Consider the following 22,948-nt stretch of genomic DNA (forward strand, 5'->3'; position numbering starts at 1 on the left):
GGGGCAGAAGGACAAGCCCTCTGCCCCGCCGCCGGACCGGCGCTATCCGCGCGGGAGCACCGCTAGGGCGGTGCAGTCCTGCATGGGAGGTCTTCTGGCGAATTACACCTTCGGTCTGGGAAAGACATAGAACTGCTGGTTCATCAATGTCGCTGCCCCTCTGAGGTCCCTCAGACATGGCTGGTCTGGTGCCATATCCAGCAAGAAGGTGACACCAAGAAGAGTGACTTCGTACATGGGATACGGCCGTCCTTGCTTTGTTATCGGCGCCGAGACCCTGTTCGTTGCTGCAATGACAGCACTGGTGTCCATAGCCGCATTGAGAAACGGGGCTTCTGGCTCGGATTTCACGAAAGACCTTACATGATCGTATCTGTCTGCTGCTGCGCTTTCGGTGCCGAAATGGAAGGCTATCAGATTGAGGCCGATCTTGTAGAGAGACGGGAGGAATAGAGGATCATTCCCAAACTGTTGGGTGAAGCCGCTCCTGCCCGTCTCTGGTTCAATCCAAAGATCCTCGATACCGTTGGAGCGACGTGCTGGTTGGAGGCGTTTTCCCCGTGCTTCAATCACCCCTGGACCACCGTTGATGTAAATGTGCGGACCATCTTTACGGCGTTCGCTCGCAATCGCGCTCCAGCTGTCAATTGTCGGAGGGCGTTTCCCCTTGCGACGAACCCCCAGCATGACGCTGATGATCTCAAACTGCTTAACCAAAGCGTGGTCGACCTTTCCCAAGGCGTTGTTGCAGTGTGCGCAGGCCACGTTGTCCAGCAACAGTTCGGGTGGGCACCCGATCGCGTCCGGGATCGCGTGCTCCTTAGATGGAGACGAGTGTTCGGTTTTGCACCAGATGCATATCATGCTTCCTTGTACTGTGCAGGCGCTCGCGGTGCCAGGCAAGTCGTCTATGGCAAAGTGGCGTTCCGACCTTGGCCTTTAGCGGATGATAAAGCTGGCGTGTCTCCGCGTTGCAGCGCTGCCTCTGCGGTCCTTCATTTGGTGTTGCATTACATGCTGGTCGCAGGGTCCGCCCCGAACACAAAGGCCGGGTGCCAGAATTGTCCCCTGCCCTGCCGGGCATTCCTCGCGCAACAAAATTCAGGCCCCCTGCCCTTCTCCGCTCCGCTTCGCCTTCGGTGTGTTCAGGTCGTTGACCCCTGCCCTCTGACCATCATTGCAACATCAGAGAAGGAACACAGCTATGACGACCAACTGCATCAAATTCGAAACCACCGATATCGAGACCGCCAAGGGCGTCGGTTCGATTTCTACCCTGACCTTCGACATCGACATCACCGTCGAACCGATCGCCAGCGACAACCCCTTGGCTCCCACGCATCGCGTCCTTGGTCGCTCGCCACGTGGCCGCCTGGTCGAATGCGGTGGAATCTGGAAGAAGCAGAACCGCGACACGGGTGCAGACTACTTCACCCTTTCCATTCGTGATTTTACCTTCAATGCCAATCTCGGAAAAGCGGCAAACCAAGATGATGCCGCAATGCAAGCTGTCATCCCCTGGGGGCCGAAGGACGCCGCCTAGTCACGAGTGCTGGCCGGAGTACCCGGCCAGCATTTCCCCACAAGAGAATCGGGGGTATCGATTCTCCCCAGATCGATCACTCCAGCGATTTGAACGCGTTGGCGTGCCCCTTCATCTCGATGCAGCAGTTGAGGAACCACTTCCACGTACAGTCACTTACTGGTTACTCCCCGCGTTCGGTTGGATTGACGCTAGAATAAGTCGCGCAAAAGCCTCACCAGAAAGTTTGACAGCCGTGCAATCCAAGAAAACAAATATAAATCAGTATGATAGCAGAATTTGCACGTTCAGCGGGGTTTCAGTGGACCCCGAAAATCTCTACTCATATCGCAAGATATTGTAGTCGAAGCGACATCGCCCGCGTAGTGTTGTGGGACGCACAAGGCTGTATTCCTTTGCGACACTCGATTTGCTCTGCCGAGAAAATCGTTGTGGACAATCCGTTTCCGGGTTAAGTCACAGTTTAACGAGAGAAATCGCACAAAAAGCGATATTAGGCGAGGCGGCGGCATGGAAGCAGAACCATTCCATAGCGGAGACGGGGTCATTCCCTTTGATGAGATCATCCTTCAACAAGGAGAATTGATCTCTGACAGGCTCAATATATTGCGTCAGGAACAGTATCCACCTGATGCTCAAAAGGGGTTGCGCCAGTTCTCACTCGCTGAGGTCGCCTACTATCTCGGTGTCACGCAATCGACCATCAAGAAGCTCCACCTCGAGGGAAAAGGCCCTGAACCCGAAACTTCATCTTCGGGACGTCGGTCCTATTCCGCAGAGCAGATGCTAGAGCTGCGCGCCTATCTCGATGAGCACGGTCGCCCAGGCAAGCGCCGCTACCTGCCGCATCGGACAGAAGGCGAAGATCTTCACGTCATCTCGGTTGTGAATTTTAAGGGCGGCAGCGGCAAGACCACAACAGCATCGCATCTGGCGCAGCATCTCGCATTGAAGGGCCACAGAGTTCTTGCGATCGATCTTGACCCTCAAGCGTCCCTGACAGCGCTACACGGCATTCAGCCTGAGTTAGACTCTGTTTCTTCGCTCTACGAGACGCTTCGCTATGACGAAGAACGGCAGCCTATTAGCACGGTCATTCGTTCAACGAATTTCCCGAACCTCGATATTGTTCCGGCGAGCCTCGACTTGCAGGAGTACGAGTATGACACCCCCGTCGCGCTCACGAGTCGTGACCCGTCAGAGGGTCGAGCATTTTTCACACGGATCTCTAAGGCTCTGGAGGAGGTGGAGGATCAATACGATATTGTCGTCATCGACTGCCCCCCGCAGCTTGGATATTTGACTCTAACTGCTCTAACAGCGTCTACTTCGGTTCTGGTGACAGTCCATCCTCAGATGCTGGATGTCATGTCGATGAGCCAGTTTCTCTTAATGCTTGGCGGCATCCTTCGGACGATCCGGGAAGCCGGTGCCGAGATGAAGCTGAAATGGTTCCGGTATCTCGTAACGCGCTTCGAGCCAACCGATGGTCCGCAAAAGCAGATGGTTGGCTTCCTGCAGGCAATGTTCCCCAACCAGATGCTTGAGGCGCAAATGGTGAAGTCCACCGCGATTTCGGATGCAGGGATCACAAAGCAGACGCTTTACGAGGTCGAACGGGCGCAATTCGTTCGGGCGACCTATGATCGTGCTATTGCATCCCTGAATGCCGTGAACGACGAGATCGCAGGTCTTGTTCATCAAGCATGGGGGCGCGACTTGCCATGATTTTGACAGCCGTGCAGATCGGTTTTGACAGCCGTGCAACTGCGATTTTCCGGATAGGTTTGGGGAGGGCGACATGGCTAGAAAAGACCTGCTGAAATCCGTAATGGGCGACGCAAGCCAGACCAAGCCCGGCTCGGAACGTTCAAGCTACGCGATGCGCGGTGCCTCTAAATCCATGAAGGTCTCAATCGATAGTCTTGCCGAGAACTCCAAGCGGTTGCTGGAGGGTGAAACTATCGTCGAGATCGACACTGGTCTTATCGATGCGTCATTCGTCAATGACCGGCTGAGCGGCGATGACGAAGCATTCGAAGATCTTAAACGCTCTATCTCGACCAGTGGGCAGGACACGCCCGTGCTGTTGCGCCCACACCCGGATATGACAGGCCGCTACATGGTGGTCTTCGGTCATCGTCGTGTGCGCGCTGCGCGCGCCTTGGGGCGTGCGGTTCGGGCTGTGGTCAAGGAGATGGATGATGTCGCACACGTCCTCGCCCAAGGCCAGGAGAACACCGCCCGCGCTGACTTGTCCTTCATAGAGAAGGCGCTCTTTGCCAAGAACCTGCGTGATCTTGGTCAGGAGAAGGACGTCATCCAACAAGCGCTCACGATCGACGGAACGCTCCTGTCGCGAATGCTTTCGGTCGCGGCCACTGTGCCGAGCCACGTGATCGAGGCGATTGGCCCCGCAAAGCAGATCGGGCGCGACCGTTGGGAAGATTTCAAAAAGCTGATGGCGGAAAACACCAATCTCAAGGTTGCCGACCGTATCCTCAGAATGGATGGTTTTGATCAGCTCGATAGCGACACGAAGTTCGAGGTTTTGCACAGCAAGGTGGCGGAAGCGGGCAGGGCGCCCAAGCGCCGAAAGTCCAAGGCCGCGCCGGCAAAGCGCACCTGGACGGCTGGAGAGGGCCGAATCAAGGGCGTGATCGGACGCACTGGCCGGGCCTACAACATCTCGCTGACATCCAAGGATTCCGCGGCGTTCGGAGAGTTTCTCTCGGAGAACCTCGATGAACTCTACGCGGAGTTTCTCAGAAAAACTGAGGAGACATCGAAATCATGACCTGAGGCAAAAGAAAAGCCCCCAAGCCGATCCGGCCCGAGAGCTTATCCGATTAGATTAGACACCTACTGGATACCGCTCCCGCGAATCACTGTCAATCAAAGAACGTCGTTTTGGCGAACGGGATTCCTTTGCCTCCATAAACCACGGAGGTGAAATACAGGCATGACACAGAGCGGTTGGCGCAAGCCGACACCGGGACTTGGTATTGCAGAGCAATATGCCCAAGCCGGTGAATGGGTAGCTGTACCCAAATCACGGACGTTTGTTGCTGTGAAGCGCATAGGCGCTCACATTGGCCTAAAGGCTGGCGATATGCTTCTTCTCGATACGCTTGGGGCCTTCACACAGGCCCAGGACTGGGAAGAGGGGCAGCGCCCGATCGTTTGGGCATCAAACGCTTATCTGATGGAGCAGACGGGCTTCTCACTTTCGGCACTCAAGCGCCATGCGCGGCGTCTGGCCGAGATTGGCGTGATCTCCTTTAAGGACAGCCCCAATGGCAAGCGGTGGGGCCATAGGGACGCTGACGGGCGCATTATCGAGGCCTACGGGTTCGATCTGTCGCCACTGTCGGCCCGTGTAGAGGAGTTTGAGCAGCTACACATTGAATTGCAGGCCGAACGTGAGCTCTGCCAACGCCTGAAGCGCCAGATCACGGTTGCGCGCCGGATGATCCGCGCCCGGATCGAAGCGGCCTTCAGCGGCGCGCTGAGAGGGCCCTGGGAGCATCTTTCAGGGTTGTTCGAGAATCTCCTGGAGCGCCTTCCGCGTCGGAACACGGGTTCTGAGACGCTATCGCGGCTCTTGGCATGGTTCGGAGAGCTTCAGGAGCGCGTCGAGGCGGCTTATCTCAAGGCAGTTCGGGCGGATGAGGTTGTGGAAAACACCGCTGAAACCACCGAACAAATCAGTGAGCAGACTCAAGAAATGGACCCCAGGGAGGTCATTACTGAACCTCATATACTAACTACAACTCAACTTAATCCTGTAACCTGTAATCGCTCAGAAACTGAGCTAGCGGCGGGCGTGGTGCCCAATGCGCCACCCGAAGAGCAGGTGGATAGGGAGTTGGAAGATTGGGTTGCGGAAACGCGCAAGAAACGCGGAGCGGCGCTTGATTTGCCCACAGTGATGCAGGCCTGTCCGGAATTCGCGTCCTGGGCGCGCAATATGGGCGGATATCTGAAGGATTGGGGCGATCTGCACCGGGTTGCCGGGCGGCTGAGACCGATGATCGGCGTTTCCGAGCATGCCTGGAACCTCGCGCAGGACAGACTTGGGCCTCAAATCGCCACGGCAGCACTGGTTCTGACCTTCGACAAGCATTGCGCCGGTGAAGTGGCATCCCCGGGCGGATACCTGCGTGGCATTGTCCAGAAAGCCGGGGCAGGGGAGTTGCATCTCGAACGCAGCTTCTACGGCAGGCTCAGTGGGCAAGCTGCATGACTGGGGCGTCACCTAGCTTGCTGAAGGTGTGCTCAAATGGTCGGGATGTTGTTGTGCGTAAGTTTGCTGAACAGTGAATATTGACTTTTTAGTGAATATGAGAGAGAAACAGCTAAATCTGCTGAACAGTGAATATGGAAGAAATCGCGAATATAGATCCAGACCTGATGGAAAGCCTGAGCGACAGCTTTGAGGCGGTTCCTAACGCTCACTTGGGCGAAATCTCCTGGGAAGCGAGGATTGGTGAGCGTTTGCGCCCGGATGCAATTCTTGACGCTGTCGTGGCAGGTCGTGAAATCGCCTTCGTGGTGGAAACCCGAGGCGATGTGTTTCCGCGAGACGCGCGAGAGATTGTTTGGCAGCTCAAACGATACTTGCGGGAGTTGGATAGTTCCAACCGGCGGTATGTTCCGATGATCCTCGCACGTTCCGTTTCGGAAGGGGCTCGGGACTTTCTTCAGGAAGAGCAGGTCGCCTATCACGACTTGAGCGGATCGCTCTTTGTCAGTGTCGATGAGACGTTTGTGCTGATCGAGAGGCCGAAACCCAAGCGTGCCAAGCGGCGGGCCATGAACGTGTTCAAAGGAACCCGTGCACAGGTCTTGCACGCCTTGTTCGATCGTCCAGGCGAATGGGTGAGTGGCACGGAGATTGCCGAATATGCCGGTGTGTCTGCGGCAACCGTTTCCGAGACCTTCAAGGATCTTGAGCGCCGCGATTGGCTGGATGTGAGAGGGGAGGGGCCTGCGAAACGGCGCAGGTTGATCCGGCCAGATGTCCTCTTGGATGTCTGGCGTGACAGCATTCTGGCAAGCCGTGCGTCGAAACGAAGCCGGTACTACGTTCCGCGGATGAAACCCGAAGAAATGGTGAGGCAAATCAAGCGTGAAGCGCCATACGGAAATATAGACTTGGAACTCACAGGTCAGTTTGCAGCCCAATCTTACGCGCCATTCCTTTCTAGCGTTTCAGATTTGGCTGTGCGTGTTCGCGGTAAAACCGGTCGCGAGTTACTCCTTTCAATACTTGGTGCGCGAGAGGTCTCCGAAGGTGCAAACCTCGTGGTCATCGACGCAGGGTCGAAAAAGCTGCGACGTGGAAAACGTGACGAAAACGAACGTTTGCTTGCCTCGCCTCTGCAAGTCTATCTCGACCTGCTGGAAGATCATGGCCGTTCAAAGGAAATGGCAGAGCATCTGCGGTCGCAAAAACTGGTGTGGCAATGAAGAAACCGACGGCTATTCAAGGCTACAACCAAACTGTCACCGAGGCCTGTGAGCGCGTTCTGGTCACGCTGATCCGCCATTTGGGGCCGTGGCGCGACTCCATCTTCCTCGTCGGCGGTCTGACGCCACGCTACCTCATCAAGGAACGCCCACCAGCAGTGCCTGCACACGCGGGAACCGGTGACGTTGATGTCGTCGTCGACATGAAACTGCTCGCTGATACCGAGGCCTACCGGACGCTAGAGGACAATATCAGGGCCATCGGGTTCAAACGGTCTGAAAACAATGACGGCAAAAAGCTCTCATGGCGCTGGCAACAGGAGTTGGTCGACGGCACGGTTCTGATTTTGGAATTCCTGGCGGACGCCGGAGATGAGAGGGGCGGTGCGCTTCAAGAGTTGCCCTCGGAAGGTGCGGTTTCAGCAATTCACATTCCGCATTCGGCGATGGTGCTGGATCACTATGAAACCGTGGATATCACGGCCGAACTGCTGGACGACGGTGGCGTCACCACTGAAACCATCCGGCATGCCGACATTATCAGTTTCACCTGCCTCAAGGCGTTTGCTTTCGATCACCGTGCCGAACCCAAGGATGCGCACGACCTTTGCTATTGCCTTGAGCACTACAAAGGCGGAACGGAGGCTTTGCGTTCTGCATTCGAAGCCGCACTGGCTGGTAAGCACGCAGAAACCGTCAAGGTGGCGATAGCCATCCTCGCCCGGCGCTTCTGCGATGGCGACGGTTTCGAGGGCTATCAGAAGGATGGTCCTGTCGCCGCAGCGCGATTTGAGGGCGCAGAGGACTGGATTCCTGACAACCGGATCTTGCGGCAACGTGACTTGAGCGCCGTTGTTCAGGATGCAATCGAGCCATTCATCTAATCTTGGTCCGGTGGGGTAGGGGGTTTACCGCTCTGAACTCCACCGTCTCATCCCCGTGCGAGCAAGGGGATCGCGGGTCTGGCGGACGCCGCCGCCCGCGCAATGGTCTGCCCGCTCCATTAGCTGACGCTCCCGTGTTGACCATGCACGGCCGGCTTGTTGCGTCCGCCATTTCCTCCCGCGTCCCGCACGGGGACGAGACAATGGAGGATCACATGGCAAAGCCCGACATCTACACCCGCATCACCGAGAAGATCATTGCCGATCTCGAAGCTGGCACCCGACCTTGGCACAAGCCCTGGAGCGCCGAACACCTCGCCGGTCGCATCACCCGGCCCCTGCGCCACAACGGCATCGCCTATCGCGGCCTCAACATCATCCTGCTCTGGGCCGCGTCCGTCGCCCATGGCTACGCCGCACCCACGTGGATGACTTATCGTCAGGCACTCGAGCTCGGCGGGCAGGTCCGCAAAGGGTCCAAGGGTCAACTCGTCATCTACGCCGATAAGCTCCGCAAGACGGAGACCGATGATGCGGGCCAGGACCGCGAGGTCGAGATCCCCTTCATGAAGGGCTACACCGTCTTCAACGTCGATCAGATCGAGGGACTGCCCGAGCCGTACTACGCCGTGGCCGAACCGATGCCCGAGACCGCCGAGCGTGATGCCAATGCTGACGCGTTCTTTGCAGCTACCGAGGCCGATATTCGCCATGGCGGCAATCAAGCCTTCTATGCGGTTGATCCCGATTATGTGCAGATGCCGCCGTTCGAGACCTTTGAATCCCCCGAGGCGTATTATTCAACCCTCGGCCACGAGGTTTGCCATTGGACTCGCCACCCCAAGCGCCTTGGTCGCAGCTTCGGTCGCAAACGCTGGGGCGATGAAGGTTATGCACAAGAAGAACTCGTCGCTGAGCTTGGAGCCGCGTTTCTGGCCGCTGACCTTGGTCTGTCGCCGGAACCGCGTGACGAGCACGCGTCCTACATTGCGCATTGGCTCGAAGGTCTTCGCAACGACAAACGGTTCATCTTCCAAGCTGCCGCGCATGCGCAGAAGGCCGTTGATTACCTGCATGGGCTGCAGCCAAATACGGAAGAGGTCGCTGTTTAGGCGGCTTTCTCAGGGATTGCGCTTCCATGGTTTTGCGATGACGATAGTTCAGAAGTTTATTTCAAGGACGAATTATGGTTGGCATTTTCAAATGGCTGTTTGGGCGATCCACTGCGGGCGATATTCAGCAAGCTGAGCCTGCGCGGGAGCAGCCGCGCAAACAGGCTCGTCCCGAACCAGGGCCGGGAATTTTCCGGATCGCAGACCCCTCGCTACCTGATAGTTCCTATTTCACCCAACTCGAAAGGCTGACATCGTCTGTTTCGGCCAAGGATTATCCTGCGGCGGCTGCCGCCGCGCGTGCGAGCCTGCCCTTGCTGCGAACTTGGTTGGAAGATCCGCGTAGCGACGGGCAACGCCTCGACATACGGATACCAGCGCTCTCTCAGGGCGGCACGATGATGGCCATCACTGGCGACCAGGACGGTTTGTCCGCGCTAAGTGCACTGGTTCAGGAATTCGATTTCCTCGAAGCCTATCGGGTCGAGGCCGAAGAACACTTCGTCGACCTCGACCTCTTCAACCGGATTCGGGATGCCATCCGTGCAAAGCCGGGCGTTCTGCAAAATCGTTTAAAAGCTGAGCTCGGCATTGATGATGGCCGCAGGGCCAGCCGACTGGTCTCCTATCTGGAAAAGTCGGGAGAGGTACGGCGCGCGAAGAGCGGCAAGACCTATGAGCTGTACTTGGCCGGTTTCGAAATATCTGTGGTCGCCGCAGAGACGATTTACACCGAGCCTGACAAACCCGGATCGCATCGGAAAGATGCTCGTGCGACGCGTCCCCGTGAGTTGGACCCAAAGCGAATGAACATCGTGCCCCTCCCGCCGTCTCCAAATGCATGGGAGCAACCGGTTGAACTCCCCACAACGAAGGAAGCCTTTGCGGACCCGCAGGGTGCCTGGGCCGAGATCGTGATTGAGCCCATCGCCAAAGACGATCGGCCCGATCCCGCTTTCCGTAAGCACTACAGCACGCGCCGTGGTGCGCTCTCATTCGACGATCTTGCGAAATCGGACGCGAGCCTGGGCGCTCCTGGTGCGGTGATGTTCAGCGATTCACAAGGTCGATCCGGAACGCCGATTCCCCTGCACCGCGACCCTTATCACATTGCGGTCCACCCAGAAGGTAAGGGGTTTGCCCTGCGCTCGAAGAGCAATGTGCTGACGATCTATGACGGAGGTCTACAGGTCGAATTCGAAACCGACCTTGCGCGTGCACCGGAGGTTTCGGCGAACCGAGATCGCCTGGGTTTGGTAGAGAGCGAGGCGCATCGCGCGTTGCGCTGCATTGCGCTGACGCCTGACCGGGACCGGTATCTGTTCACGCATGTTGATGAGGCCTGGTGTATCGATAGGAAAGGCGAACGTCTTTGGGGCCTGCGAATGCCAGCAAAAGAGCCCACTCGCATCCGGATAGGTGGTGCCAGCTTTGGCTCGGCGGCCGAAATCGACGACGCGCTCGAAGTGATGGGACTTCAGATGCCGGTTACGCCTGACGAAATCCGCCAGCGATACCGGAAATTGGTGCGAGAGTTGCATCCTGATCTCAGTCCCGGAAACGAGGAGCGGATGAAGGCCGTGAACGTCGCTTCCGAACGGTTGACCGGTCTGGACCCGGAACAATTCGACGGCAGCGGGGCAGGGGATGACGGTTTTGAGATCGTGATCAGTTTCGGCGCTGCAGCCCAGGCGGATTGGATTTATGCCGCTGCCTTTTCGGGAACCGGAGAAACTACGCTTCTCGGTTCATACGCTGGCCGCGTTGTTCGCGTGGACCAGGACGGCACGCCAACCACGATCTATGATGTCGGCTCTGTGCCGGTTCGTATCATCGAAACCGAGGCCTTCCTCTATGTGATGACCTCGACGCGTCTCTATGTGCTCGATGGCGATCAACTGGTGGCACTTGAGGACTGTTCGGCCAAATGCGACTTGCTAGTCGGCGGTGGAATGGTCCTTTTGGTCGAGAGCAAGGGGGTTCGTGTCTTCGCCGAAGATGGCCGAGCACTTGGCATTGCACTGACAAAGGCACCCATCCGGCGTGCTTATGTTGATGATGGCGATTTGGTCATCGAGACCCGCACGCAACGTGGGCGTTTCCGTGGTGTTCGCACCGCAGACTGAGGCAGTCGACACTTCAGGCCACAAGCGATCATCCGTCTATCTATTCAGGTAGGGGGTATATCAACGACCAATCCGACGGTGCTTGAATTCAGGGTCTAGGCATCTCTGGCCGTCGGGAATGACGTGATACTTACAATAGGTTCAAACCGGCTCCCTCTCGTTTTCTTTCTGATGCAATCTCCGTGACCTGGCCCGTCTGCCGGGCACGGCCCTCAGCCACCCCCTTCAAGCAGAACTTTCCCCTGTGCGCTTCGCGCCCATTCCTCGCGCGTCAAAGTTCAGCCTGACAGCCGGTCCGGGCAGTCACGGTCTCCCGTTTGCATCGAAAACGAAGGAGAACCGATATGACCAAGTACTACACCGTCACCACCCCCGACACCGGCAAGGATGGCAAGACCCGCTTCCACAAGGTGGGCGTTGCCTTTCCGCAGAACGAAGGCGCCAAGTCCTTCATGACCATCCAGCTCTTCGCAAACCCGGTGAATGGCGAACTCGTTCTCTTCGAGCCGAAAGCCGACAACGACGACGGCCAGGTCACCGAGTGACCCGAGCGGGGAGGGGCCACGCGTCCCTCCCGCCAAACCTCACCGACATTTCATATGAAGGACAGACACAATGGAACTTCTGCCCCAATCCATCCTCGACCAGCTGGCCGCCAATGGCCGCGCCAACCAAGAGCGCATTGAAGCCGGTGAAGACATCATCGACTTCGCGCCGGTGGTCAAGCTCTTCACGCCTGACGGGGGTGCCACCTGGCTCCTCAGCGAAACGGACCCGGAAGATCCCGACATCGCCTTCGGGCTTTGCGACCTCAGCCTTGGTTACCCCGAACTTGGCTCAGTTCGGCTCAGCGTCCTAAAGGCGCTTCGTGGCCGCCTGGGCCTGCCGATCGAGCGCGACCTCCATTTCAAAGCTAACGCGCCACTCAGCACTTATACCGAACGCGCCCGCGAAGCCGGAGGGATCGTCACATGAGCAGCAACATCCGTCCGGAACACATCAGCGCCTTCGAGGCGCTGACTTCGGGAGAGCACGACAACTTCGCGCTGTTCTCCTGCTTCCTCGATGGCGAACCAGCCGTGGCAATCGTCGCCGTGACGCCGCCTAATAGCGACGAGGGCGAGTATCAAATCACGCCGCTTTTTGTTGGTGTCACCGCGAACATGGTTCTGACGGATCATGAAGGTACTACCGCCTGACGGTCGCGCGTCGCATAGCATCCAGAAGAAGAGGTCGCCCATTTCCGGGTGGCCTTTTTCAGTTTCGTTCATGATCCCACGCGAACAGGGCTGAACGAAATTTTGGCGGCGTCCTGGCGAAATTGAAGGCCTCATTGTTCCCCGACTGGTGTCGGTTTGAAGTGCATTGAATAGTTGGGCCTCTCTGCACTCTGTTGATGGAGGTGCCAGAAACGGCGGTCAAAAAGATACATCATGCAATACATCATATTGCGCAATATGATGTATTGAAGTATAAGCGAAGGAGAAAAGGAAGACGTTGGCAGGATATGCCCAATGTTTGCACATTTTGTCCGAGGGGTCTGACCCGTGCCGAGGCCAGCGAAAAACCTGAAGCTTGAGCAGCGCATCGAAGTGGCGCGGCGCTTTGCAGCGGGCGAGAGCGCGAAGGACCTGGCGGCGGCATTTGGCATCTCTCCACGCCATGTGAACAGGCTGGCGAAAGAGGAGGCGGGGGAGGGGATCGCGGTGCGCGATCCGAGCGAGACAGTGGCGTTCCGGGCCAGTCGATCCGAGCTGGAAGCGTTCGACGCGGAGTGGCACGAACGGGGCTATGCCAACCGCTCTCAGGCGCTGAATGCAGTGCTACGCGGACGGTGTGGATTCCTCGATGTGCCGCGTGATCTGGTCTCGGAATACTGCGCCGCGTGGCGTCAGGCGAAGGATGTGAGCGACGCTGGACTGGTGCTCGCCAAGGCGGTGCATCGCGGTCGGTTGGAGGTCTCGGAGGCGGATCGCGCGGTGCTGATCGAACTCCTTGATCTGGCGCAGTCCATGAGCCGTGAGATGGGCCGGATGAAAGATGCGGCGCAGGCGCTGCGTCATCAGGAGTGGCCACAAAAGGAGAAAGGGCAGGGGGCGGAGAGCGAAGTTCTGGAGGACAGCCCGCGCGTGATCGAGGATGGGTTGAGGCTGGTGCGCAATGGCTGATCCGCTCGCCCTCTACGCTTCGGTCATGGGTCGGCTCTGGGAGGATGTGCGCATCCGGGGCCAGGCCGCGGCGCGGATCGATGCGCGGCTGGCGGGGCGTCGGCAAGGGCGGAGTTTCGCGCGCGTCGGGTCCATGTCAGCGCGTAACGCGCTGAAGGCGGCCTCGGGTCAGAGCCGGGCGGCAGTGTTCAAACGGATCCGGGCGGGGGGCTGTAAGACGCGTGCTTCGCTCCGAGCGCAGATCTCCTACATCAATGACAAGGCCGTCTACACCTACTCGACGATGACCAACGCGCTGACCGATGCGGCGGTGCTTTCTGAGGAGCAGAAAGAGGACATCATCGAGGATTGGGCCGGTACCTGGCGCGGCTCGACCAAGCTCGGGTTCACCTCGCACATGCTGCTGTCCTTCCCGACCGACGTGACGGTCGACCAGGTCCGCGATATCGCGATGGACTGGACGGAGCATTTCTTCGAGAGCGGCAAATACGGCGACCAGTGGGACTATGTCCTCGCGGTCCATGACGACCGGGCGCACAGGCATGCCCACATCATTCTGAACAATCGCGGCGTCGAAAACGGCACCTGGTTCTCCTGCTGGGCCGAGGGCGTGATGTCGCCGCAGCTCTTGCGCGAGAAGCAGGCCGAGATCGCGGAAGGCTACGGCGTGACGCTCGACGCCACCACCCGGCTCGAGCGGGGTATCTTCGAGAAACCCGCCGGGATTGAGGAAATCTACCGCGCCAAGGGAGAGGCCCGCCTGCCGCGCGAGATTGTCATGACCGCGCAAGAGTCAGCCATCGCGCAGGCTCAGTTGGTGGACTTCGCCAAGGACTACAAGAACCTCGCCGACCTGCTGGACAGGATGGACCAGAGCCACATGGCCCGCGCCGTGCGCGGGATGGCGGACGGGCTTGGCTCTGGCACGCCGTGGAACTTCACCGAAGGAGAGATAGACATGAAGGACATCAAGACCGTCGGTGATGCGATCGACTATTCCGAGCGCACGATCGAGGCGCTCAGGCTCAAGGCCGAAGAACTGGACCCGGCCGAGCGCGCCGCCTTCGAGACCAAGGCCGCGCCGATCATCGCGGACCTTTCGCAGATGGTGCCGGACCCGGAACTGCGCGCGCGGTTTGGCAAGCAGCTCGAAGAACCCTATCCGCCGGGGGCGGGCAGCGAGGTGCTGATCGCCGCGCTGCAGTCCGGCAATGACGATGGGCTGCCCGATGTGCTCGCGCGCGCCGAGGAGGTGGGCATGGACAGCGAGGAACTGGTGGCGCGGATCACGGCGGGCGGCACGCGGAACTACGGCATGGCACAGGATTGGGTCGAGCGCGACATGAACGCGGTGCTGGCGAAAGACGGTTTCAGCGTTGAGACCGCGAGTGATGACCATCTCGATGCCGCGCTGGAAAAGGTCGACGGCGTGATGGACGCGCTGATGGAACGCGCCAAAGAGATGGGCGTCGAGATCGGCCGAACCCTCGCGGACGAGGAGGAGGCAACGCTACCGCTCATCGACGAAGACGACCGGACGCCCAATCCCTACCTGCAGGAACTCGCCGACATGCTGCGAGACGGTAAGCTCAGCGAGGAACAGGAAGAGACGATCGAGCGGACCCTGCAGTCCGAGCTCTTCAAGGAGTTGGGTGAGGAGGGCTTGGCCGAGCTTCGCCGCGGCAATTTCGAGGTACTTGAAGCGGCCCTGCCGAGCAAGCTCGACCAGATCACCGTCACGCAGGAGTTCCTGGAGATGACCTTCGAGGAGACCGGCGATCAGGTCTTCACCGACCGGGCCGCCGGGTTGCAGCAGGACAAGGCGACCGAGGTCGCGCGGTTGCGCGGCCAGCAGGAGGCGCAGGAAATGGGGCGTGATCTTGGCCGCGACCGTAGTCTCGATGACGAGATGGAATTCTAAAGGGGAGATGACCACCATGACCAAGACACTTCCCCTCTGGGCCGCGCTCCTCTTCGGCGTGATCTGCGGCGCCGTTATCGGCACCATCGTCGCCGCCTTCTACCTGACCCTGGCCCTGAAAACCGGGTTTCAGAGCTTCGACATGTTGGCGCTCTGGAAAGCGAGCGCCGGCACCCGCGCAGCACATCCCGAGGCTTTCAAGGTCGGGTTTGGCGCCGTCGGCTTCGGGGCCATCGGCCTCGGCGCCTTGGCGCTGGCCTGGACCTGGAAGAAGGAGCGGGACGATTACGGATCGGCCCATTGGCAGACGAAGGCGGAGTTGAAGAAGAACGACATGCTGCAGGCCCCCGGCAAAGGCTTTGTCTGCGGCAAACTCGGTGCGCCGACCTCGAAGGCCGAGTTCATCTCCTCGACGACCATCCCGCATGTGATGATGGTGGCCCCGACCCGCGCCGGTAAGGGTGTCGGCTTCGTGATCCCGAACCTGCTGAGTTTCGCGGGCTCGGTCGTGGTGCTCGATGTGAAGGGCGAGAACTTCGAGAAGACTGCCCGGCTACGGGCGCTGAACGGTGACGAGGTCTATCGCTTCAGCCCGTTTGATTGGGCCAATGCCACGCATCGTTACAACCCGCTGGCCCGGATCGCCAAGGCCCCGAGCTTTGCGCAGCGCTTCACCGAGGTCTCGATCCTCGCCGACCTCTTCCTCGACAAGGACAACAAGACGCTCGATACCTTTTCGGAGGCGGGCAAGTCGATCTTTGTCGCGGCGTGCCTGCTGGCGATCCAGCGCGGCACCCCAAACCTTGGCGAGGTGAACAAGATCGTCGCGGGCGGCGAATACAAGAACGCCCAGTACAAGTCCTATGCGGACGAGGCTGAGGAAGACATCCTGCGCGAACTCTGGACCAATGCGGCTTCTGCCTCGTCGCGGCTGCTGACCTCGAACATCCAGGCACTGATGACTGCCGGTCTCAAGCAATGGGACAACCCGGCCGTGCGCTCGGCCACCGAGGCGAGCGACTTCGATTTCTCGACATTCCGGACGACCCCGCAGTCGCTCTACATCGCGGTGTCCGAGGATCACATCGCGACGCTGGCGCCGCTCCTGCGCCTGATGTTCGCCGATCTCATCGCGTCGATCCGTCTGAACGAGCCCGGGCCTGACGAGCCCTGGCCCATCATGATGATGATCGACGAGTTCCAGCAGATGGGGGCGATGCCCTATCTCGAACGCGCGATCCATTCGCTGGCAAGCTATGGCGGCCGCGTCGCGATGATCGCGCAGTCGCTGGCCTCGCTTGACCGGATCTACGGACCCGAGGGCCGCGAAAGCCTCGAGAACGGGGCAGGGCTCAAGCTCTACATCACACCGCGCGATCAGCGCACTGTGAAGGAGGTTTCCGCCGCCGTTGGCAGCACGACCCGCGAGGCGGTGACTAGGATGTATGGTCGCAACAAGGGTTTTCTCGGGGCAACTTCGACCTCGGCGCGGCTGGAAGAACGGCCTCTGCTTTCTGAGACCGAAGCGCGCCTGATGGACCCCGATGAGGTCATCATCCTCGCCTCTCCACAGCACCCGATCAAGGCAAGCCGGATCAAGTATTTCGACGATCCCTTCTTCAAGGACATGCTAGCTCGCCAAGAGGACAAGCCGTTCCCCTATCCGCCGAGCGTGCAGGGCGTGGGGCCATGGGGTGGCGACAGTGGTGACGCGGTCGGTGTAGGCGAGATAGTCAAACCAGCCGAACGTGCGCCTGTCCGAGACCGCTCGCAGCGCCGCGAAGCGCGCGCGATGAGCGTGATGGCGATGGAGGCTGGGCGTGGGCAGTCAGAGCCGGAAACGCTCGAGCGGGAAGCAGCGGTGCCGAAGGAATGGGAGGCGGCGCTCGACCGGCAGGAGGATTTTATTGAGGAGTTGCTGGGTGCATAAAACTGGCTGAGTTGTGAACTGCAAAATGCCGGCCTTTGCGTTCCCTGCGGCGAAGGTTGCTAGTGAGCCCAGAGAAACGAATGCTGCGCTCTGCACGAAGGTCGGTAATGCGCACACAATTGCCAATTAAGAACTGTTGTCCAGCTCGTTCTAAACCACTGCCGGCGGCTGAATACTCGCAAGGACAGTCAATGAGCCAATTGCGCCTAAGGCTTCACTTCACACCAATGCAAAAAACACATCCTTACAAATTTTTAAGCTGTCTGAAAGGTCGGTTAAAACTCCCAGTACTCTACGGACCGCTTAGTTGATTGGTAACGAGGCGAGGGTCTTATGCTGAGTTCTGTTTTATCCATTTTGGCTGGTGTTCTTTTTGAACTCGGGCATCTGTGCTTCGCATTCCTTCTGAGCCCCGAAAGTGTCTTGGCCCTTTCAGCCAACAATGCCCAATATTTGGCCCTAGCCTGCATTGCCGCACTTAATTTTTTGCATAGAGACCGCAATCACTCTCAGGACCTCGGTGCATCAGTTCGGAAAGTGACTTCAGATCCCAAGTGTCACGCCCATCGGAGCACAAGCGCCCTCCCAAGTTTGGATGACAGATTGGTGGATCAGCTATTCCTTCATGCCCAGGCAATTCGAAGCGGCAGGCATCCAGTTCGACGTTCTACCTCTATGATCACAGCAAGAATTGGATAGCGAATGTCGAAACCCAAAGGTGATGCCACCTCTGTGTTGGCCAGATTTAACGAAAGATTTGGTCTGGTTCAAAGGCACGTCATCACCATTCCAGCAGCAAACAACAGAGTTCGTCCATTCAATCAAATATCTGGTGCGGTTCAGACAAACAAATCCAAAGCCATAAAGGAGCCAAACATGTCATTGGACATTTCTAAACTAGGTGAAATCAAAGGTCTTTTGGGGGCGTGTCTCGTCGACAGTGACACAGGCCTAGTCCTAGACACAGAGGGTGGTGCAAAGTTTGATCTTGAAACAGCAGGCGCAGCGAATGTTGAAGTCGTTCGCGCCAAGCTTCAGGCAATCGAAGCGCTGAAACTTAACGATACTATCGAAGACATTCTGATCACACTTGGCAAACAGTTTCATCTGGTCCGCCCGCTGGACAAAAACCCAAACATCTTTGTGTATGTCGCGTTAGACAAGAAGACCGCCAATCTGGGTCTCGCGCGGCTTCAGGTGAAAGCTGTCGAAGAAACGTTGAGCCTCTAGTCTGCAACGATTTTCCAAATGGACTTAGCCATCTCGTTATGGCTGGGTTCACTTAACCGACTATTGGTAATTGCGATAAGCGGAACCACTGACTTATTCGGAGGTCTTGAAATGAAAATACTCGTCGCAGAAGACGACAAAAAGACTGCCGACTTTGTCAATTCTGGACTAAGGTCAAACGGTTTTAGTGTTGAGTGGTACGAAGATGGTCGGGATGCCCTGTCATATTGTTTGTACAATGAATGTGATGCCATCATCCTAGACCGAATGTTGCCAGGAATGGATGGTCTTTCCGTTCTCAAGGCCCTAAGGGCTGCACAGAAACAAACCCCAGTTCTGTTTCTCACGTCTTTAGGAGATGTTCAGGATAGAGTTGAGGGCTTGACCGAAGGTGCAGATGACTACTTGGTCAAGCCTTTTCATTTTTCAGAACTTCTGGCCCGTTTGAACAGCATTGTCAGGCGACAACCCTCCGGCGTCTCGACGACTAAGCTTCAAGTCCATGATCTGTCAATGGATCTGCTCGGCCGGGTGGTGAAGCGGCAGGATGTTACAATTGACTTGTTGCCCCGTGAATTTGCGCTGCTGGAAGTTTTGATGCGAAACACAGGGCGAGTGGTGACACGCACCATGCTTTTGGAGCAAGTCTGGGATTACAACTTCGATCCAAATTCGACTGTGATCGAGACGTATATCAGCCGTCTGAGGTCGAAGATCGACAAACCCTTTGAGACGCCGCTTCTGCACACGTCTCGAAACGTTGGATACAGCCTTCATGGGCCGCGCTAGCATTCTCTCAGGCGCTCCCTTCCAGACAGCTTGTTTCGCAGCATTGATCGTATGGATCATTACTGCTGTCTTCGGATACGCTGCATATCTGGCGCTGGAAGACCGGCTCCGTTCTGACCTTGAGCAACAAATCCTCGACGAAGAGCTCCTGCTTCATGAGATATTGTTGGACGGTGGGGCAGACGCAGTTCAGCGAGCGATTGAACACTTGAACAGTCCCAATCGAACCAGGCTTCACATTATCGCATTGTTCGACCAGCAAGGTACAGCCCTTGCTGGATCAATTGCGAAATCGCCCGACGAGATTGGTTGGCACGAGGTCGATCCGGATTTTGTTCAAATCGGTGGAGCATCCCCTGTCTATATGCTTCATACGTCTGATTACCTTGGATTTCGCACAGTCGTCGCCCGCAGCCTGACTTCACTCGATCAGGCTTTGACGACGCTTTGGGAGGGGTTGTTGCTGCTGACACTTGCGACAACTGCCGCTGTCTTGGGGCTTGGTTACTACTTCAGTTCTCAGAGCTTTCGGAAACTCGAGTGGATCGAGCGGACTCTCGATCAGGCTTTTCAAGAAAACGCCGCTATTCGTCTACCGGTCTCAGGTACAGGCGATCAATTCGATCGGATTTTCCAAATAGTTAACCGACGTCTCGACTGGATTTCGAATTTACTCAACAGCACTCAAACCACTGCAGTCACAATTGCACGCGACTTGAGAGTACCATTAACGAACGGGTTCATGTCGTTGCAGAAGGCATACAGCGAAGTTGAGTATGGGGGCGATCCGAAACCAAGCCTCAACGATTTAGAGTGCAACCTTAAGCGCATCAGAACTGTCTTCGACACAATACTCAAAGTATCTCAGATCGAGACGGGCGGGCATCAAAACAACTTTAAAACAGTCAATTTGAGTACGCTCGTTGAGAAAGTTGCAGAGGCTTTCTATCCGGTTGCGGTCGACGAGGGCAAACACATCTCGGCTGAATACAACGCCAACACGATTTTGATACGAGGTGACGAGGGCATGCTGAAACAGCTGCTCGTCAATCTTGTGCACAACTCACTTCGGTATTGCCCCTCGGGAACTTGGATCAGTATTTCCCTTACGGCCAAGTCTGAAGCTATTGAACTGGTCGTTGCGGACAACGGGCCTGGGGTTCCGGAACCTCAAATCAGCAAGATATTTGAAGCTTTTTTCCGAGCTGACAGCGCAAGAAACGAAGCTGGCAATGGACTTGGCTTATCGCTTGTGAAGGCCGTCGCGATACGGCACGGCGCAATAGTCACCGCTGAGAGCAACGAACCAGGCTTGCGGGTTTGCGTGAGCTTCGGGAAGTCCCTCATCGCCGCCTGAATACAAGTGGAAGACCTATACCGCTCTAAATTTTAACCAACTCTCGGACATCTCAAACCTGAAGGCTCAACTTTTTGAACGGAAGAACAACGATGAAGAAAGCAATATTCCTGTCGGCAGTCTTGCCTGCGGCTGCGGCGTTCGCAGACGAAACAGAATTCCGATGCACGTCGGATACAAATGGTGAAGTCATTCAAATCTTTCAGGAAGCTGATCTCTCAGAAGCGCGCCTGATAGTTGATAACACAGAGGGCATGGCCTCCGTTGCGCACGGTTTGGATGGTGTGACATTCATCCACATCAAGCCCGACGAAGTCTGGACCTTGGCGCTTCATTTTCCAACTATGACCTATGAGTTATCCACGCATGGGGCCTCATCAATCGAAGACCACGGGCATTGCACAAAGGGTGAGTGATCGACATAGAGCCCTCATTAATCAGGGACCCAGATACGAGAACCTTTCAAAAATGTAAGGTTGGTGAAAACCAATTGGAAAGAACGCGCAGCAGAAGATGTCATCGGGGTTGAAACTGAAACCAATCACTCGGCTGAGGAAGCACTCGTAGCCCTCCTATAGGGTGTCACCGGTACCGTGAAAACATGGGCCACTCACTCGTAAGCAAGCGTCCCTCAGCCAAAGCAGCGCTCCTTTCTACCCCCCTCGGAAAGGGGCGCTGCAAATTCGCCCTAACTTACGGTCTACTCGTTGCTGTATTGGGCGGAAACGCTCAGCTAACAAGATACGCGTAAAACTCAGTGCATCGGCCTTTTTGCACTTCGCCGAGCCTAAATTACCAGTGGTGCGACAATCTCATGCAATTTCCCCATACTTTTATTCCAATATTAGGTACAACCGTCGGATCACGCGCTTGGCTGGCCAGAATAGGTTTGTTTTTTCGAATCTGGATGTGGTCTTCACTATCACCGGATGAAGAGACTAATGAAACGCTCAAACATAGTATCTGGGGCAGCGTTTACCACAGCGTTATATGCAGCAGTGGTGATACTGCTTTCCGTTACAGCATTGGCATTTTTGACATTCGAAAGAATTCGTGGCGACCTGCAGCGGGAAATGGACTCGTTGTTAATCGACGAAATGCGTTTCATTCAGGAAATTCTGGACGACAACGACAACGATTCCGATGTCGTACAAGCGATCGATGATGCGACCCTCTGGTTGCCGTTCGACACCAGTTTGATCGGCCTGTTCGATAGCCAAGGGACGCGTCTGGCTGGAAATATCGATAATTACCCCTCCTTTCGAGGTTGGGGAGAAATCGAAGATGATGGCATAAATCTGGGCGGTGAAAAACGTATCCATCGGGTAAATGTGCAAACCTACCGTGGCTTTGTAATCGTGGTTGGTCGCGATCTTGCATTTGTGAAAAGCACACTTCGTTCGTTGGCATGGTCCTTGGTCGCAATCGGATTTGGAGCAACGTTGTGCACTTTATTAGTTGGGTACGTCTCCAGCATAAGAACATATCGCAAACTCGATCAAATGGCGAAGACGCTGAACAAAGTCTCAAAGGGTGAAGTAAGAGCGAGGCTTTCAGTCGGCAAAAACAACGATCAGATAGACCGGGTTGCGCGGCTGATGAACGGCCATCTCGACAACCTGACAGCATTGATGTCGACGACTCGATCAGCCGCTGCCGCCATTGCGCATGATCTGAAAAACCCGCTCACTCATGCTTATATCGCACTTCAGGAAGCGAAGGATTCCCTACAATCAGATGGTCAATCTTTAGAGCCGATTGACAAAATTCAATCTGAACTTGATCGTCTCAAATGGACCTTCGAAACAGTTTTACGGATCAACCGTATCGAAGAAGGTAACAGTCCCAAAGCTTTCAGCTATCTGAATTTGAACAGACTGGGTCGAGAAGCAGTTGAGAACATGATACCACTTGCGGAAGTTAAGGGCCAAAGTCTCAGTTTTGTGGAGAACCAATCAGGACGTACACTAATCGAAGGCGATGAAGGTATGCTGAAACAGCTTTGTGCAAACCTTTTGCAGAACTCAATCGATCACTGCCCGCAACATTCCAATGTTCGCCTGACCGTTGAACAAGATGAAAACTCCATTACGCTCTCGGTTGTTGACGATGGCCCCGGCGTTCCCGAAAACACACTGGGTAAGCTTTTTGTTCCGTTTTATAAGCTTGAAAGCGAGCGAAACAGTGTTGGCAATGGTTTGGGTTTAGCACTGGTGAAGGCAATTGCAGACCATCATTCAGCGCTCTTGACGGCTACAAATAATTCACCTGGGTTGGCAGTTTCTATTCAATTTGAAATTGCGTAGCGGCTTATCAAATATTGTTTGGCGTGCTGCGTTCTCTTGCACAGAATGGGCAAGAGAATTCTGTGGGAGTCTTCTTTTCAAGTCCTGAGATCGCTCAAGAACCGGAGCAA

General features: G+C 56.5%; 20 protein-coding genes. 19 read left to right on the plus strand and 1 reads right to left on the minus strand.

Annotated elements, in window-relative coordinates; genetic code table 11:
• Nucleotides 1–102 precede the first annotated feature (102 nt).
• Nucleotides 103–738, minus strand: a complete 636-nt coding sequence (locus tag ACR0BI_RS21260) for a hypothetical protein (protein ID WP_480879179.1) — start codon at nt 736–738, stop codon at nt 103–105.
• A 466-nt stretch (nt 739–1,204) separates the two neighbouring features.
• Here ACR0BI_RS21260 and ACR0BI_RS21265 point away from each other — a divergent pair, with 466 nt between their 5' ends.
• The 19 genes from ACR0BI_RS21265 to ACR0BI_RS21355 all read left to right on the plus strand — a co-directional run bounded on the left by ACR0BI_RS21265 (nt 1,205) and on the right by ACR0BI_RS21355 (nt 22,838).
• Nucleotides 1,205–1,543 (plus strand): DUF736 family protein, encoded by a 339-nt coding sequence (locus tag ACR0BI_RS21265; protein WP_480562987.1) that lies wholly within the window; start codon nt 1,205–1,207, stop codon nt 1,541–1,543.
• Nucleotides 1,544–2,053: 510 nt separating this feature from the next.
• Complete coding sequence (repA, locus tag ACR0BI_RS21270) at nt 2,054–3,271, plus strand: plasmid partitioning protein RepA (RefSeq protein WP_480562988.1); 1,218 nt, start codon at nt 2,054–2,056, stop codon at nt 3,269–3,271.
• Nucleotides 3,272–3,344: 73 nt separating this feature from the next.
• Nucleotides 3,345–4,340, plus strand: a complete 996-nt coding sequence (repB, locus tag ACR0BI_RS21275) for a plasmid partitioning protein RepB (RefSeq protein WP_480562989.1) — start codon at nt 3,345–3,347, stop codon at nt 4,338–4,340.
• 165 nt (nt 4,341–4,505) lie between these two features.
• Nucleotides 4,506–5,789: a plasmid replication protein RepC gene (repC, locus tag ACR0BI_RS21280; RefSeq protein WP_480562990.1), complete on the plus strand. Its 1,284-nt coding sequence runs from the start codon at nt 4,506–4,508 to the stop codon at nt 5,787–5,789.
• A 134-nt stretch (nt 5,790–5,923) separates the two neighbouring features.
• The gene (locus tag ACR0BI_RS21285) at nt 5,924–7,015 is read left to right on the plus strand and encodes a MarR family transcriptional regulator (protein WP_480562991.1); all 1,092 of its coding nucleotides are present in this window, start codon (nt 5,924–5,926) and stop codon (nt 7,013–7,015) included.
• Entirely contained in the window at nt 7,012–7,899 is an 888-nt protein-coding gene (locus ACR0BI_RS21290) for a hypothetical protein (protein ID WP_480562992.1), read from the plus strand. The genes ACR0BI_RS21285 and ACR0BI_RS21290 overlap by 4 nt, the downstream gene beginning before the upstream one ends.
• A 215-nt stretch (nt 7,900–8,114) precedes the next feature.
• Nucleotides 8,115–9,011 (plus strand): ArdC family protein, encoded by an 897-nt coding sequence (locus ACR0BI_RS21295; protein WP_480562993.1) that lies wholly within the window; start codon nt 8,115–8,117, stop codon nt 9,009–9,011.
• A 74-nt stretch (nt 9,012–9,085) separates the two neighbouring features.
• Nucleotides 9,086–11,137: a DnaJ domain-containing protein gene (locus tag ACR0BI_RS21300; protein WP_480562994.1), complete on the plus strand. Its 2,052-nt coding sequence runs from the start codon at nt 9,086–9,088 to the stop codon at nt 11,135–11,137.
• A 344-nt stretch (nt 11,138–11,481) separates the two neighbouring features.
• Nucleotides 11,482–11,682, plus strand: a complete 201-nt coding sequence (locus tag ACR0BI_RS21305) for a hypothetical protein (RefSeq protein ID WP_480562995.1) — start codon at nt 11,482–11,484, stop codon at nt 11,680–11,682.
• Between the two features lie 70 nt (nt 11,683–11,752).
• Nucleotides 11,753–12,112 (plus strand): DUF2958 domain-containing protein, encoded by a 360-nt coding sequence (locus tag ACR0BI_RS21310; RefSeq protein WP_480562996.1) that lies wholly within the window; start codon nt 11,753–11,755, stop codon nt 12,110–12,112.
• Nucleotides 12,109–12,336, plus strand: coding sequence for a hypothetical protein (locus ACR0BI_RS21315; protein WP_480562997.1), 228 nt, complete (start codon nt 12,109–12,111; stop codon nt 12,334–12,336). Before ACR0BI_RS21310 ends, ACR0BI_RS21315 begins: the two co-directional genes overlap by 4 nt.
• Before the next feature lie 348 nt (nt 12,337–12,684).
• Complete coding sequence (locus tag ACR0BI_RS21320) at nt 12,685–13,305, plus strand: helix-turn-helix domain-containing protein (protein ID WP_480562998.1); 621 nt, start codon at nt 12,685–12,687, stop codon at nt 13,303–13,305.
• The gene (locus ACR0BI_RS21325; protein ID WP_480562999.1) at nt 13,298–15,226 is read left to right on the plus strand and encodes a relaxase/mobilization nuclease domain-containing protein; all 1,929 of its coding nucleotides are present in this window, start codon (nt 13,298–13,300) and stop codon (nt 15,224–15,226) included. Before ACR0BI_RS21320 ends, ACR0BI_RS21325 begins: the two co-directional genes overlap by 8 nt.
• Nucleotides 15,227–15,242: 16 nt before the next feature.
• Nucleotides 15,243–17,156: a type IV secretory system conjugative DNA transfer family protein gene (locus ACR0BI_RS21330; protein ID WP_480563000.1), complete on the plus strand. Its 1,914-nt coding sequence runs from the start codon at nt 15,243–15,245 to the stop codon at nt 17,154–17,156.
• A gap of 702 nt (nt 17,157–17,858) precedes the next feature.
• Complete coding sequence (locus ACR0BI_RS21335; RefSeq protein WP_214652764.1) at nt 17,859–18,386, plus strand: roadblock/LC7 domain-containing protein; 528 nt, start codon at nt 17,859–17,861, stop codon at nt 18,384–18,386.
• 111 nt (nt 18,387–18,497) lie between these two features.
• Nucleotides 18,498–19,175, plus strand: coding sequence for a response regulator (locus ACR0BI_RS21340; protein ID WP_170766201.1), 678 nt, complete (start codon nt 18,498–18,500; stop codon nt 19,173–19,175).
• The gene (locus tag ACR0BI_RS21345; protein WP_480563001.1) at nt 19,162–20,532 is read left to right on the plus strand and encodes a sensor histidine kinase; all 1,371 of its coding nucleotides are present in this window, start codon (nt 19,162–19,164) and stop codon (nt 20,530–20,532) included. Before ACR0BI_RS21340 ends, ACR0BI_RS21345 begins: the two co-directional genes overlap by 14 nt.
• Nucleotides 20,533–20,624: 92 nt before the next feature.
• Entirely contained in the window at nt 20,625–20,948 is a 324-nt protein-coding gene (locus tag ACR0BI_RS21350; RefSeq protein WP_170766197.1) for a hypothetical protein, read from the plus strand.
• 525 nt (nt 20,949–21,473) lie between these two features.
• Nucleotides 21,474–22,838 (plus strand): HAMP domain-containing sensor histidine kinase, encoded by a 1,365-nt coding sequence (locus ACR0BI_RS21355; RefSeq protein ID WP_170766195.1) that lies wholly within the window; start codon nt 21,474–21,476, stop codon nt 22,836–22,838.
• The last annotated feature ends 110 nt before the right edge of the window (nt 22,839–22,948 follow it).

It is taken from the genome of Ruegeria sp. E5 (assembly GCF_056534105.1).

Bases quoted from the DNA above. Each gene is read 5' to 3' on its own strand.
- ACR0BI_RS21265 (WP_480562987.1), top strand. From the start codon at position 1,205: ATGACGACCAACTGCATCAAATTCGAAACCACCGATATCGAGACCGCC.
- repA (WP_480562988.1), top strand. From the start codon at position 2,054: ATGGAAGCAGAACCATTCCATAGCGGAGACGGGGTCATTCCCTTTGAT.
- repB (WP_480562989.1), top strand. From the start codon at position 3,345: ATGGCTAGAAAAGACCTGCTGAAATCCGTAATGGGCGACGCAAGCCAG.
- repC (WP_480562990.1), top strand. From the start codon at position 4,506: ATGACACAGAGCGGTTGGCGCAAGCCGACACCGGGACTTGGTATTGCA.
- ACR0BI_RS21285 (WP_480562991.1), top strand. From the start codon at position 5,924: ATGGAAGAAATCGCGAATATAGATCCAGACCTGATGGAAAGCCTGAGC.
- ACR0BI_RS21290 (WP_480562992.1), top strand. From the start codon at position 7,012: ATGAAGAAACCGACGGCTATTCAAGGCTACAACCAAACTGTCACCGAG.
- ACR0BI_RS21295 (WP_480562993.1), top strand. From the start codon at position 8,115: ATGGCAAAGCCCGACATCTACACCCGCATCACCGAGAAGATCATTGCC.
- ACR0BI_RS21300 (WP_480562994.1), top strand. From the start codon at position 9,086: ATGGTTGGCATTTTCAAATGGCTGTTTGGGCGATCCACTGCGGGCGAT.
- ACR0BI_RS21305 (WP_480562995.1), top strand. From the start codon at position 11,482: ATGACCAAGTACTACACCGTCACCACCCCCGACACCGGCAAGGATGGC.
- ACR0BI_RS21310 (WP_480562996.1), top strand. From the start codon at position 11,753: ATGGAACTTCTGCCCCAATCCATCCTCGACCAGCTGGCCGCCAATGGC.
- ACR0BI_RS21315 (WP_480562997.1), top strand. From the start codon at position 12,109: ATGAGCAGCAACATCCGTCCGGAACACATCAGCGCCTTCGAGGCGCTG.
- ACR0BI_RS21325 (WP_480562999.1), top strand. From the start codon at position 13,298: ATGGCTGATCCGCTCGCCCTCTACGCTTCGGTCATGGGTCGGCTCTGG.
- ACR0BI_RS21330 (WP_480563000.1), top strand. From the start codon at position 15,243: ATGACCAAGACACTTCCCCTCTGGGCCGCGCTCCTCTTCGGCGTGATC.
- ACR0BI_RS21335 (WP_214652764.1), top strand. From the start codon at position 17,859: ATGTCGAAACCCAAAGGTGATGCCACCTCTGTGTTGGCCAGATTTAAC.
- ACR0BI_RS21340 (WP_170766201.1), top strand. From the start codon at position 18,498: ATGAAAATACTCGTCGCAGAAGACGACAAAAAGACTGCCGACTTTGTC.
- ACR0BI_RS21345 (WP_480563001.1), top strand. From the start codon at position 19,162: ATGGGCCGCGCTAGCATTCTCTCAGGCGCTCCCTTCCAGACAGCTTGT.
- ACR0BI_RS21350 (WP_170766197.1), top strand. From the start codon at position 20,625: ATGAAGAAAGCAATATTCCTGTCGGCAGTCTTGCCTGCGGCTGCGGCG.
- ACR0BI_RS21355 (WP_170766195.1), top strand. From the start codon at position 21,474: ATGAAACGCTCAAACATAGTATCTGGGGCAGCGTTTACCACAGCGTTA.